This window comes from Ferrovibrio sp. (assembly GCF_046297595.1).
Lineage (GTDB): Bacteria > Pseudomonadota > Alphaproteobacteria > Ferrovibrionales > Ferrovibrionaceae > Ferrovibrio.
The window spans coordinates 901,295-913,410 of sequence record NZ_JBKBHT010000001.1 but is presented as its reverse complement, the minus strand read 5'-3'; the positions used below and the strand labels follow the sequence as shown (position 1 = coordinate 913,410).

The 12,116-nt window shown below is 65.0% G+C and carries 12 protein-coding genes; 5 read left to right on the top strand and 7 right to left on the bottom strand.

Features of this window, described 5'->3' with window-relative positions; translation table 11 throughout:
• Positions 1-129 precede the first annotated feature (129 nt).
• Both ftsH and ACK4FJ_RS04575 read left to right on the top strand, forming a co-directional pair.
• Entirely contained in the window at positions 130-2,058 is a 1,929-nt protein-coding gene (gene ftsH / locus ACK4FJ_RS04580; protein WP_409764652.1) for an ATP-dependent zinc metalloprotease FtsH, read from the top strand.
• Between the two features lie 108 nt (positions 2,059-2,166).
• The gene (locus tag ACK4FJ_RS04575) at positions 2,167-2,817 is read left to right on the top strand and encodes a glutathione S-transferase family protein (RefSeq protein ID WP_409764651.1); all 651 of its coding nucleotides are present in this window, start codon (positions 2,167-2,169) and stop codon (positions 2,815-2,817) included.
• A 177-nt stretch (positions 2,818-2,994) separates the two neighbouring features.
• Here the strand turns inward: ACK4FJ_RS04575 and ACK4FJ_RS04570 are convergent, their stop codons facing one another.
• From ACK4FJ_RS04570 to ACK4FJ_RS04545, 6 genes are all read right to left on the bottom strand, one after another.
• The gene (locus ACK4FJ_RS04570; RefSeq protein WP_409764650.1) at positions 2,995-3,669 is read right to left on the bottom strand and encodes a type 1 glutamine amidotransferase; all 675 of its coding nucleotides are present in this window, start codon (positions 3,667-3,669) and stop codon (positions 2,995-2,997) included.
• 59 nt (positions 3,670-3,728) lie between these two features.
• The gene (locus ACK4FJ_RS04565; protein ID WP_409764649.1) at positions 3,729-4,286 is read right to left on the bottom strand and encodes a hypothetical protein; all 558 of its coding nucleotides are present in this window, start codon (positions 4,284-4,286) and stop codon (positions 3,729-3,731) included.
• A gap of 123 nt (positions 4,287-4,409) precedes the next feature.
• Positions 4,410-5,651: a sialidase family protein gene (locus tag ACK4FJ_RS04560; RefSeq protein WP_409764648.1), complete on the bottom strand. Its 1,242-nt coding sequence runs from the start codon at positions 5,649-5,651 to the stop codon at positions 4,410-4,412.
• A gap of 139 nt (positions 5,652-5,790) precedes the next feature.
• Positions 5,791-6,405: a LysE family translocator gene (locus ACK4FJ_RS04555; RefSeq protein WP_409764647.1), complete on the bottom strand. Its 615-nt coding sequence runs from the start codon at positions 6,403-6,405 to the stop codon at positions 5,791-5,793.
• Positions 6,406-6,462: 57 nt separating this feature from the next.
• A complete protein-coding gene (locus ACK4FJ_RS04550) occupies positions 6,463-6,849 on the bottom strand; it encodes a type II toxin-antitoxin system HigA family antitoxin (RefSeq protein WP_409764646.1) in 387 nt (128 codons plus the stop codon).
• Positions 6,850-6,896: 47 nt separating this feature from the next.
• Positions 6,897-7,208 (bottom strand): type II toxin-antitoxin system HigB family toxin, encoded by a 312-nt coding sequence (locus ACK4FJ_RS04545; protein ID WP_409764645.1) that lies wholly within the window; start codon positions 7,206-7,208, stop codon positions 6,897-6,899.
• Between the two features lie 296 nt (positions 7,209-7,504).
• Between ACK4FJ_RS04545 and folP the strand changes: the two genes are divergently transcribed.
• The 3 genes from folP to thiD all read left to right on the top strand — a co-directional run bounded on the left by folP (position 7,505) and on the right by thiD (position 10,648).
• A complete protein-coding gene (gene folP, locus ACK4FJ_RS04540; RefSeq protein WP_409764644.1) occupies positions 7,505-8,377 on the top strand; it encodes a dihydropteroate synthase in 873 nt (290 codons plus the stop codon).
• Positions 8,378-8,456: 79 nt separating this feature from the next.
• Positions 8,457-9,809 (top strand): phosphoglucosamine mutase, encoded by a 1,353-nt coding sequence (gene glmM / locus ACK4FJ_RS04535; RefSeq protein WP_409764873.1) that lies wholly within the window; start codon positions 8,457-8,459, stop codon positions 9,807-9,809.
• Entirely contained in the window at positions 9,806-10,648 is an 843-nt protein-coding gene (thiD, locus tag ACK4FJ_RS04530) for a bifunctional hydroxymethylpyrimidine kinase/phosphomethylpyrimidine kinase (RefSeq protein WP_409764643.1), read from the top strand. The genes glmM and thiD overlap by 4 nt, the downstream gene beginning before the upstream one ends.
• Here the strand turns inward: thiD and ACK4FJ_RS04525 are convergent.
• Entirely contained in the window at positions 10,645-12,069 is a 1,425-nt protein-coding gene (locus ACK4FJ_RS04525; RefSeq protein ID WP_409764642.1) for a PLP-dependent aminotransferase family protein, read from the bottom strand. The genes thiD and ACK4FJ_RS04525 overlap by 4 nt on opposite strands.
• Positions 12,070-12,116 lie beyond the last annotated feature (47 nt).

The window sequence follows — 12,116 nt, the reverse complement described above, 5'->3', positions numbered from 1 at the left end:
AGCGGCGACGGGGTCATATCTATGGTTTGGTAACGGGGAAATCGGCTAAAGTTTTTCCCGAGGGGTTTTTGAAGGGTCCGGCAGCAAAATTCCGCGCCGGCCCGGACAGGTGAAAAGGATCAGGCTGCCGTGAACATGTTCGGTCGTAATCTGGCGTTGTGGGTGATCATCGGCCTGCTGGTCGTGGCGCTCTTCAACCTGTTCCAGGGCCCCAGTGTCCGCACCGGCTCCTCGGCCATTGCCTATTCCGATTTTCTCAACGACGTGACCAACGGCCAGATCACCGACGTGGCGATCCAGACCGGCAGCAACACGGTCACCGGCCATTTCCGCGACGGCCGCGCCTTCACCACCTATATCCCCAACGACCCGACGCTGGTGAGCAAGCTGACCGAGCGCGGCGTGCGCGTCACGGCCACGCCGCCCGAGGAAGGCAACCCGCTTTTCAGCATCTTCATCTCCTGGTTCCCCATGCTGCTGCTGATCGGCGTGTGGATCTTCTTCATGCGCCAGATGCAGGGCGGCGGCGGCAAGGCGATGGGCTTCGGCAAGTCCAAGGCCCGCCTGCTGACCGAGAAGCATGGCCGCGTCACGTTTGAAGACGTCGCCGGCATCGAGGAAGCCAAGACCGAACTGGAAGAGATCGTGGAATTCCTGCGCGACCCGCAGAAATTCCAGCGCCTCGGCGGCAAGATCCCGAAGGGCTGCCTGCTCGTCGGCCCGCCCGGCACGGGTAAGACCCTGCTGGCGCGTGCCATCGCCGGCGAAGCCAACGTGCCTTTCTTCACCATCTCGGGCTCGGATTTCGTGGAAATGTTCGTCGGCGTCGGCGCCAGCCGCGTGCGCGACATGTTCGAGCAGGCCAAGAAGAACGCGCCCTGCATCATCTTCATCGACGAAATCGACGCGGTCGGCCGCCATCGCGGCGCCGGCCTCGGCGGCGGCAACGACGAGCGCGAGCAGACGCTCAACCAGCTGCTGGTCGAGATGGATGGCTTCGAGGCCACCGAGGGCGTGATCCTGATCGCCGCCACCAACCGCCCCGACGTGCTCGATCCGGCCCTGCTGCGCCCCGGCCGTTTCGACCGCCAGATCGTGGTGCCCAATCCCGACATCGTCGGCCGCGAGCAGATCCTGCGCGTGCATATGCGCAAGGTGCCGCTGGCGCCCGATGTCGACCCGAAGATCATCGCCCGCGGCACGCCCGGCTTCTCGGGCGCCGATCTGGCGAATCTCGTCAACGAGGCCGCTTTGCTGGCTGCGCGCCGCAACCGCCGCGTCGTCACCATGGCCGATTTCGAATCCGCCAAGGACAAGGTGATGATGGGCGCCGAGCGCCGCTCGATGGTGATGGGCGAAGAGGAAAAGCGCCTCACCGCCTATCACGAGGCGGGCCATGCCCTGGTCGGCCTGTTCATGCCCAAGCATGATCCGCTGCACAAGGTCACCATCATCCCGCGCGGCCGCGCCCTGGGCGTCACCATGTCGCTGCCCGAGAAGGACCGGCTCAGCATGTCGACGCTGGAACTGGAATCGCGCCTGGCGATGATGTTCGGCGGCCGCATGGCGGAAGAGCTGGTGTTCGGCAAGGAAAACATCACCACCGGCGCCTCCAACGACATTCAGCAGGCCACGGGCCTGGCGCGTCGCATGGTCACGGAATGGGGCATGTCCGACAAGCTCGGCCGCCTGCGCTATTCCGACAACGAGGAAGAGGTGTTCCTCGGCCACAGCGTCACCCAGCGCAAGAATGTCTCGGATGCCACGGCGAAACTGATCGACGAGGAAATCCGCCGCATCATCGACGAGGCGGAAACCGCCGCCCGCCGCATCCTCACCGAACACCGCGACGATCTCGACAAGGTGGCCCAGGCGCTGCTGGAATACGAGACGCTGTCGGGCGACGAGGTGAAGGCGCTCTTGCGCGGCGAGCCCATCGTGCGGCCGGACGACAAGCCGACTTCGTCGTCGGGCGATACCGGGCCCCGGTCTGCCGTGCCGACCAGCTCGCGTGGCAAGCCCGGCCCCTCGGGCCTGGAACCGGTCCCCGGCGCGTAACACTCCATCATCATCCCCGGCCTTGAGCCGGGGTCCCATTCAAAAGCCCGGCCTCGTGCCGGGCTTTTTTCATGCTACCCTCCCGCGCCACGAACCCAGGGAGGCCGCATGCTCACCATCCATCATCTCGGCAAGTCTCAGTCCGAACGCATCGTCTGGCTCTGCGAGGAACTCGGCATTCCCTACGAACTAAAACGCTACGACCGCGCCCCGGTGATGGCGCCGCCCGAATACAAGGCGCTGCATCCCATCGGCTCGGCACCCGTGATCACCGATGACGGCATCGTGCTGGCCGAATCCGGCGCCGTGATGGACTACATCATCGCCAAACATGGCCCCAAGGAAAACGGAGGGGGCCATTTGGCGCTGACGAAGGACCACCCGGATTTCGCCCAGTATCTCTACTGGTTCCATTTCGCCAACGGCACCCTGCAGCCCGCCCTTATGCGCGTGCTGATCTCGGGCCGGCTCAATCCGCCGGCCGATCACCCGGCGGTACTTACCGGGCAGCAGCGCATGGAACTCTGCCTCGCGCTGCTCGAAACCCGCCTGGGCGACGTGCCCTGGCTGGCCGGGCAGGATTTCACGGCGGCCGACATCATGACTGTCTTCTGCCTCACCACCATGCGCCGCTACCTGCCCTACGATCTCTCGCCCTATCCCCATATCCGGGCGTATCTGGCGCGCATCGGCGCCCGCCCGGCCTATCGCCGCGCGATGGCAAAGGGCGACCCGGACATGGAGCCGCTGCTCGACTGAAGCAAGGCACAGTCGTTTGACATACCCCCAATCGTCATGGGGTTGGCCGCTTTCTCATAATTCGTCATGCCCGGGCTTGACCCGGGCATCCACGACTTTCTATCCAGCCAAAAAACTAAGACGTGGATGGCCGGGCCAAGCCCGGCTATGACGGTATGAATGAGGCCTACGGCGCCCCTACCGTCCCGCCAGAAAGTCGGCGATCCAGCGCATGCCGGTATCGTCCATTGTCGCATCCCCGGGCAGGCCCGGCGCGGCGTCATGTTTCGCCAGCACGTCGATCAGGTCGCTTAGATACGCCCGGCTGAATTCCGGATGGAACTGCACCGATAAAATCGGTGCATCGTTGTAGCGCAGGGCGGCATAGGGGCAGGCCTCGCTCTGCGCCACGATCTCCGAGCCCGGCGGCTGCACAATCACCTGGTCCTGATGGAAGGCCGGCATCGCCACGTTGCGCGCCGCACCATCAAAGTGCGTCTCATAGGTCTCCATCCCCACGCGCCAGCCGATTTCGGCCTTCTGCACGCGGCCGCCCAGCGCCTCGGCGATGATCTGGTGGCCGAAACACACGCCCACCATGGGGCGCTTCAGCGCGGCGGCCGCGCGGATGAAGTCTTTCAGCGGCCCGATCCACGGCAGGTCGTCATAGACGCCATGGCGCGAGCCGGTCAGCAGCCAGGCATCCAGCGCCATGGGATCGGGCAGCGCCTCGCCCTGCGCCACCGCGACGGTCTCGAACGTGGCAGAGGGCAGCAGCGGCGCCAACTGCGCCGCGAACATGGCGGGATAGCTGATATAGGTGTCGCGCAGCGCCGCCGGGACGGGGCCGCATTCAAGGATGCCGATGTTCATGGTTATATTTTCGGAGTCGTTCTTGGCTGCACGCACAATTGCATCAGGGGTGTTGTAGCTTACTCACGGCATGCCAACTTTCGAAGTTTCTCTTCTAGTCTTGCTGCGAGATTAATGTATTCAATTGCTGAGCTTTCAGAGAGATCGAAGGGCTCTACGTGCGCGGCTTGGTTTCGCAGGCCTCGAAGGTCCTGAAATAGCGCAGCGTCTTCCAAGCTTATCAGCGAACTATTAGTTAATTCCCGCAAGGCACTCAAGGCGGTTGGTACATTTGGAGCGGGAGATCCACCATTATGAATGGCGGCGCTTTTTGCCATCACTTCAACGCCTCGCCAGGCTTCGAGTATTGCGGAGCGTGGGCTAACCCGAGCCAAGTCATACAATTTCTTTTGCTCTGGAAGGGTGATGTGCGGCGCGCTTTCGAGACGGGTATCTACTTGTTCTGATACTTCTTTCAGGGTTGCTTCAAACTCGGCTTCCAAAGGCCCCGCTTTAATTTTTCGCAACAGAGGCATCAAAGATTTTATTTCGCCGCGCAATAAAAGTAATGCAAGCATCGCGACAAAAGGCCATGCGGTAACCTCGACTAGTCGGATGCAGAGTGTGAGCCAGTCCATCTCACCGCTCCGTCAGCACCAGTTTCGCCCCAGCGCCACGAAGGCGGCGGCGAAGCTGCGGCGCAGCCGCAGAATGATAGCAGGCGGCATGAATATCTTCTCGCGCATCGTCGCCGCCGCCTCCTAGATCAGAAATGTATCCGATACGAAGCTGCGGGCGAACCAGGGCAGGGCGCCCTGCGGCGTGGTTTCGTTCTTGCCGTCCCACAGGACGAGGCAGCCGTCCTTGGCGGGCTGCTGCGACTGCCAATAGAGATTGGGCCAGACCTGCGGGTTCTTGGCGCGGTCCACCGCCTGGGTGATGCGCTGCGGCGGTGCCCAGTCGTTCCAGGTCTGCGCCTGGCGGAACCAGATGTCGCGCGGCCATTTCGGCCAGGGCAGGCCGGCGACGGCCTGGCTGCGGATATAGGCCACCTGGAAGACGCCGTCCTTGCTCACGGCGAGGCTCGGCGTGTGGATCTCCTCCTCGGGCATGTAGGTCGAGTCGATGATCTGTTCGCTCCAGGTTTCCGACCATAATCCGGCCTGACGCATCACATGGATGCCCTGGTAGGGTTCTGGGCCCTGCTGATCGGCGGCGGCGTAGCAGGCGATCACCGGCTTGTCGGCGGTATCCAGCGCGATGCTGGCATAGTTGGCGCCGAGCCGCGCGGAGCCGAGCACCTTGCGGCTTTCCCAGACGGTGCCGTAGGCCTCGCCCTTGGCGCAATACAGATGGTAGGCCTGCGTGAAGGCGATATAGACAGTGCCGGCGGCGTCCACCGTGATCGACGGCCGGGTATTGCCGCCGCCCGGCTGCGACAGCGGCAGCGGCGGAGCCCAGGTCTCGCCGTCATCGGTGGAGCGCAGCAGATACAGGCCGCCGGCATAATCGAAGGCGATGAACAGCGTCTTTTTCGGTCCGGCCGCGATGGCCGGGCAGCCGTGATAGGAACTGCCCACCGGCGGCAGTTGCACCGCCGCCGACCAGGCGCGGCCGTCGGGCGAATGCGCATGCCACAGCGACCCATAGGGTGCGGTGGCGGGGCCGAAGGCACGGAAGGCCAGATGCACGCGGCCAGACGACGAGAGCGCCAGCGCCGGATTGAGCTGGTTGGTCATGCCCGGATCGGCGCCGCTGCCGAAGATGTCGTGCTTCACCTTCCAGCTTTTGCCGCCGGTCTGCGAGATCGCGACGGTGATCTTGGCCGGCTTGGTGTAGAACGCGGTCACGATCGCGCCGCCGGCCTTTCCCGGGCTTTTCAGATACACCGCCTTGCGCTGGCCATTGGCGGCCAGCGGCCATGTATCGGTGAAGGCATAGTCGTTAAAAGTGGCATCGCGGGTTTCCGCGATGTCGATCTTGGTGCCGGTGATCTGGCTCATCGGAGTTCCCCCTCTGCGATGGCGGCCGGATTGGGTGCCGGATGGTCAGTAGACGCAGCATCTACCGGGCATGATCCCGCTGTCTGCGCTGCACCCCATCATGCCGCGCTTCGGCCGGATGGCCAGCGATTTCCGCTGCCTACTTTTCCGTCAGCGCCAGCTTGGCCCCCAGCGCCACGAAGGCCAGCGCGAAGCTGCGGCGCAGCCACAGCATGACGCGCGGCCGGCTCAGCACATGGTCGCGCACGGCGGCTGCGAAGAGTCCGTAGGCGGCAAAAACCACGAAGGTCATCGCCATGAATACGCCGCTCATCGCCAGCATGCGCGGCAGGGCGTCGGGGGCATCCGTGGCCACGAACTGCGGCAGGAAGGCGAAGAAGAAGATCGACAGCTTTGGATTGAGCAGGTTGATCACGATGGCTTCGATGGTGACCTGCAAAGCCGTCGACTTGCGCGGCCCCTTGCCGGTCAGGCTCAAGCTGCCGCGGTCGCGCCAGGTCGCCCAGGCCATCCACAGCAGATAGGCCACGCCGGCATATTTCACCGCGTCGAACAGCAGCGCCGAGGTATGCAGCAGCGCCGCCAGCCCGGTGATGGCGGCCAGCATATGCGGCAGGATGCCGAGCGTGCAGCCGAAGGCGGCCACCTGGCTTGCCCCGGCGCCGCGCGTCAGCCCGGCGGCCACGGTGTAGATCATGCCGGTGCCCGGCGTGGCCACCACGATCAGGGCGATGATCAGGAAATCGAGGGTCATGACAGAGGCCATTGGGGCGGTTCCCTTGTACGGATAATGTCAGGTGTGCGGATAATGTCAGGCGGCCTGCGAGGGTTCGGTGGCCGGCGGCAGCAGCAGGTCGGCCGGAATGCCGAAGCGGGCGCGCAGGCGCTGGATCATCGCCATGCTGAGTTGCTTCTTGCCGTTCAGCACCTCGCTGACCCGGCTTGCCGTGCCCAGCAGGGGCACCAGATCGGCGCGGTCCAGCCCATGCTGGTCCATCAGATAGCGGATGATGTCGGCCGGCCGCGCGCCGCGCGGCGGCCAGCGCCGCCGTTCATAAGCCTCGATCAGTTCCGCCTGGGCGCGCAGCCGTGCCAGCGTGGCGGCATCGGCACCGCGCTGCTGCATCAGGGCCGCCACCATCGCCTGCGCCTCGGCCAGATCGGCATCGTTCTCGATCACGATCAGGGTCGCCTTCATGTCATCCGCTCCGTCCTGCCGTCACTCTGCCGCATCAAAGGGCCGGTTCATATGCTCTGGGCATCGATGGCATCATACTCCGCATGGCTGCCGAAGAAGCGGATCGCCAGCACGCCAGCCCTGTATTCCACCACGGCCAGCAGCCGGAAATCGTTGCCCTTGATATTGAATACCACGCGCCCGCCTTTCAGGATGCTGGCCTTGGGATGCGCCTGCTTCACATCCTCGGGCGCCACCCAGTCCGCCCGCCGCACGATGGCCAGCCAGGCATCGTATTGCGCCCGCGCGGCGCGGATGCCTTTATGGCCCGCATGGGCGGCGAAATAGGCCTCGGCCAGGCTGGTGCCGATGACGAGCATGGCCAGCCTAGCAGAAATTCCAAAAATTGGAAAACATCGAGGCTCTCACGGCAAAGCAGCCCAATCTTGATTTTTCGATGAGAACATGATAGGAACATAACGTCCAGACTCATTCCGCTATGCATACTTTCGGTAGAAAAATAAGTTAATGCGGACCTGAATGAACCGGAATGGACCCAAATGGTATGCAAACGGGCCCCGGCGGTTCAAAACGGACCCGAATGGTTCAAAACGGACCTGGATGGACCTGAATGGGCCCAAACGAAGCGAAACGAACGCCTGAGGCAGCCCCGGCCGTGACCGCCGCTTTTCCGCAGTTTTCCCAACCCGCGCCGCTGCCCGGTTTCGACTGGTCGCGACCTCTCGTCATGGGCATCGTGAATGTCACCGACGACAGTTTCTCGGGCGACGGCCTGAAAGGGGATGCCGCCGCGGCCATCGCCCGGGCGCGCCAGATGGCCGAACAGGGCGCCGACATCATCGACCTGGGCGCGGAATCCACCCGGCCCGGCGCCGCGCCGGTTTCGCCGGAACAGGAAATCGCCCGCCTGCTGCCGGTGATCGAGGGCCTGAAAGACCTGAAGATTCCTATCTCCGTCGATACGCGCCATGCCGCCACCATGCGGGCCGCCACCAAAGCTGGCGCCGCGCTGATTAACGATATTTCCGCCCTGGAAGGCGCGGGCAGCTTGGCTGCGGCCGCCGAAAGCGGCCTGCCCGTGGTGTTGATGCATATGCAGGGCGAACCGGGCAGCATGCAGCAGGCGCCGCATTACGTGGATGTGGTGGCCGAGGTGCTCGATTATCTGCGGCACAGGATTGAGGCCTGCGAAGCCGCCGGCATTCCGCGTGCGAAAATCATCCTCGATCCCGGCATCGGCTTCGGCAAGACGCCCACGCATAACCTGTCGCTGCTGCGCGCCACGGCCCGGTTCCGCGATCTCGGCTGCGCCCTGCTGGTCGGCGTGTCGCGCAAGAGCTTCATCGGCGCGGTCAGCAATGAGGCCGATCCCGCCCGCCGCCTGCCGGGTTCGCTGGCCGCCGGGCTCTGGGCCCTGTCGCAGGGGGCGAATATCCTGCGTGTGCATGATGTTCCGCAGACGGTACAGGCGGTGAAAATCTGGCGCGGCATCGCGGCCGCGCCTGTTACGGATCGTAACGTCTGGTGATGGGGAGAACCCGCATCGGCACTGACTTTTTTGCACCTCCTGTGGCATAGTCCGCCGCCAGTACACGTATTCGGGATCGATTCGCATGCCCCGCAAATTCTTCGGCACCGACGGCATCCGCGGCCTCGCCAACACCGAACCGATGACGCCCGCCACGGCGTTGCGCGTCGGCATGGCCGCCGGTGCCTATTTCACCAACGGCAACCACCGCCATCGCGTGGTGATCGGCAAGGATACGCGGCTCTCGGGCTACATGCTCGAACCGGCCCTGGTGGCGGGTTTCACCGCCGTGGGCATGGATGTGTTCCTGGTCGGCCCGATGCCCACGCCGGCGGTGGCCATGCTCACCCGTGCCCTGCGCTGCGATCTCGGCGTGATGATCTCGGCCTCGCATAATCCCTTCCATGACAACGGCATCAAGCTGTTCGGCCCCGATGGCTACAAACTGTCGGATGCCGCCGAACGCGAGATCGAGGCGATGATTCTGGGCGAGAAGCAGCCTAAAATGGCCGAGGCCACCAAGCTCGGCCGCGCCAAACGCCTCGACGACGCCGATGGCCGCTACATCGAATTCGCCAAGGCCACTTTGCCCAAGGGGCAGAAGCTGTCGGGCCTCAAGATCGTGGTCGATTGCGCCAATGGCGCGGCCTACAAGGTGGCGCCGGCCGTGCTGTGGGAACTCGAGGCCGAGGTGATTTCCATCGGCGTCAACCCCGACGGTTTCAACATCAACCGCGATTGCGGCTCGACGCATCCCAAGGCGCTGCAGGAAGCCGTGGTCGCCCATGGCGCCGATGTGGGCATCGCGCTGGACGGCGACGCTGATCGCCTGGTGATGGTGGATGAGCGCGGCAGCGTGATCGACGGCGACCAGCTCATGGCGGTGATCGCCGAAAGCTGGCTGGCCCAGGGGCGGCTGAACGGCAAGGCGCTGGTCGCCACCGTGATGTCTAATCTGGGGCTCGAACGCTTCGTCAACGGGCTGGGCATCGACCTGCTGCGCACCAAGGTGGGCGACCGCTACGTGCTGGAAGCCATGCGCGAAAAAGGCATCAACCTCGGCGGCGAACAGTCGGGCCACATCATCCTGTCGGATTTCGCCACCACGGGCGATGGCCTGGTGGCCGGTCTGCAGGTGCTGTCGGCCTTGTGCGAGTCGGGCAAGAAGGCCAGCGAATTCTGCCGGCGCTTCACGCCCTATCCGCAATTGCTGCGCAATGTACGCCACAGCGGCGGCAAGCCGCTGGAGCTGCCGGCCGTGCAGCAGGCCATCGACACGGCCGAGAAGAAACTGGGCAAGGCGGGCCGCGTGGTGATCCGGCCCAGCGGCACCGAACCGCTGATCCGCGTCATGGCGGAAGGCGAGGACCAGAGACTGGTCGAGACGGTGGTGGCCGATATCGTCACCGCGCTGGAGCGCGCGGCGGCATGAGTGCTGCGTCGGGCGGCGCGGCCACCAAGCGCGGCCGCGTCCTGATCATCGCCGGTTCGGATTCCGGCGGCGGCGCCGGTATCCAGGCCGATATCAAGGCGGTCACGGCGCTCGGCGGCTATGCCGCCACCGCGATCACCGCGCTCACCGCGCAGGACACCGTGACGGTGCATGCCATCCACGAGGTGCCGGCGGAATTCATCGCGCTGCAGCTTCGTGTTGTGCTGCAGGATATCGGCGCCGATGCGATCAAGACCGGCATGCTGCATCGCGCCGACATCATCGAAGCGGTGGCCGATGCGCTCAAGCTTTATGCACCCGACGTGCCGCTGGTGGTCGATCCGGTGATGGTGGCCAAGGGCGGCGCACGGCTCTTGCAGCCGCAGGCCGAGGCGGCTTTGCGCGAGATCCTGATCCCGCGCGCTACGCTGATTACGCCCAACCTGCCCGAGGCCGAGGCGCTCTGCGGCTTGTCGATCCCCGATGCCGCCGCCATGCCGGCGGCGGCGCAGGCCCTGCTGAAACTCGGGCCAAAGGCCGTGCTGCTGAAAGGCGGCCATCTGCCGGGCGAACAGCTCACCGACCTGCTCTGCGATGCACAGGGAAGCGATGCACAGGGCAGCGAAAGTTTCACGTCATCCAAACTGCATACCAGCTCGACGCACGGCACCGGCTGCACGCTGGCCTCGGCAATCGCCACCGGGCTCGCCTTCGGGCTGTCGCTGCATGACGCGGTGGTGCAGGCGCGCGCCTATGTGCGCAGGGCGATCGAGACCGCGCCGGGCTTCGGCCACGGCCACGGCCCGCTCAACCACGCCCATATGGTGAAGCGGGACTAAACTACAGCGCGGCGCGCTTCCGGCCCGCGCTCCAGCAGCACGCGCAGGCGGCGCAGGCCTTCCGCCACTTCCGCCCGGTCGGGCGAGGGCGCCAGCGAGATGCGCACCCAGGGCGGCGGGTTGGGCCGGTTGTCGGGTACAAACGACGTGCAGCTGGCGATGCGCACGCCCTGGCCCAGGGCCTGGTTGGTGAATTCGTTCGGCCGCCACGGGCTCGGCAGTTCCAGGTAGCAATGCAGGCTGGCCGGATGCGATTTCAGCGTCAGGCCGTCGAAGGTCTCGGTGGCGATGGCGTTGCGGATCGCCGATTCCTCGCGCAGCCGTTCGACCAGGCTGGCCGCCGTGCCATCCTCGATCCACTGCCGCACGATCTCCTGGTTCAGCCGCGGATTGTTCACCGCATAGGCATGCAGCGCGTCGGCGAAGCGTTCGATCAGCGCCAGCGGCGCCGCGATCCAGCCCACGCGCAAACCCGGCGCCATGCATTTCGACGCGCTGGTGATGTTGATGGTGCGCTCCGGCGCCAGCACGGCCAGCGGCGTCGGTCGTTCGCGCACCAGGAAGCCGTAGACATCGTCCTCGATGATGGTCAGGTCAAACTTGCGCGCCACCGCCACGATATCGGCGCGGCGCTCCTCGCTCATCATCACCGTGGTGGGATTGTGGATCGTGGGCTGGATCAGCACCAGCCGGCTGCCGGTGCGCTTCGCGGCTTCGGCCAGAGCGTCCGGCCGCATGCCTTCGTCGTCCATCGCCACGGCTTCCAACTTCACCGGCCGCTGCTGCGCATTCTCATGCACGCCGCCATAGGTGAGCGATTCCACCAGCATGGTCTCGTTCGGCATGGTCATCGCGGTGATCACCACGGCCAGCGCCTGCTGCGCGCCGGCGGTGGCGATGATCTGTTCCGGTGCGACTTCCAGGCCGGTGCGCGCGATCCATTGCGCCGCCGCCGCGCGATGCGCCGGGTCGCCCAGCGTCTGGCTGTAACCCAGCAGGTTCTGCAGCCCGCGCCGCTGCGACAGCTTCTGCAGCGAGCGGCGCAGGATTTCGTCGTAATCGGGCAGGGTGGGTTCGTTGCGCGACAATTCGATCACACCCGGCGTCGCCAGGCGCGGAATCTCGGCCTCGTCGAAGCTGATTGCGTGGCTGCTGTCATTCGAGAAGCTGCCATTCGCGCCGGTCTTCACGAAAGTGCCGCGGCCGACTTCGCCTGAAAGCAAACCCTTCTGCTCGGCCAGCATGTAGCCGCGGCTGACCGTGCCGACCGTGACGCCGAGCTTCCAGGCGAGATTGCGCTGCGGCGGCAGTCTCGCGCCGGGCGGCAATTCGCCGGTCTGCACGGCGGCTTCGATGGCGGCAGCCAGCGCCTGGTAGCGCGGGCCGGGGAAGAGGTCGAGTTTTGGGATCCACATTGTCATGGTGACAATATTGGCATTGACGCGATCAAAGAGTCAATATTGTATCT

Excerpts from the sequence above, each read along its gene's own strand:
- ACK4FJ_RS04545 (WP_409764645.1), bottom strand. The coding sequence starts at position 7,208 with ATGCTCGTCATCGGCACCAGCCTGGCCGAGGCCTATTTCGCCGCCCAT.
- ACK4FJ_RS04555 (WP_409764647.1), bottom strand. The coding sequence starts at position 6,405 with ATGACCCTCGATTTCCTGATCATCGCCCTGATCGTGGTGGCCACGCCG.
- ACK4FJ_RS04570 (WP_409764650.1), bottom strand. The coding sequence starts at position 3,669 with ATGAACATCGGCATCCTTGAATGCGGCCCCGTCCCGGCGGCGCTGCGC.
- ACK4FJ_RS04575 (WP_409764651.1), top strand. The coding sequence starts at position 2,167 with ATGCTCACCATCCATCATCTCGGCAAGTCTCAGTCCGAACGCATCGTC.
- thiD (WP_409764643.1), top strand. The coding sequence starts at position 9,806 with ATGAGTGCTGCGTCGGGCGGCGCGGCCACCAAGCGCGGCCGCGTCCTG.
- ACK4FJ_RS04550 (WP_409764646.1), bottom strand. The coding sequence starts at position 6,849 with ATGAAGGCGACCCTGATCGTGATCGAGAACGATGCCGATCTGGCCGAG.
- ACK4FJ_RS04565 (WP_409764649.1), bottom strand. The coding sequence starts at position 4,286 with ATGGACTGGCTCACACTCTGCATCCGACTAGTCGAGGTTACCGCATGG.
- ACK4FJ_RS04560 (WP_409764648.1), bottom strand. The coding sequence starts at position 5,651 with ATGAGCCAGATCACCGGCACCAAGATCGACATCGCGGAAACCCGCGAT.
- ACK4FJ_RS04525 (WP_409764642.1), bottom strand. The coding sequence starts at position 12,069 with ATGACAATGTGGATCCCAAAACTCGACCTCTTCCCCGGCCCGCGCTAC.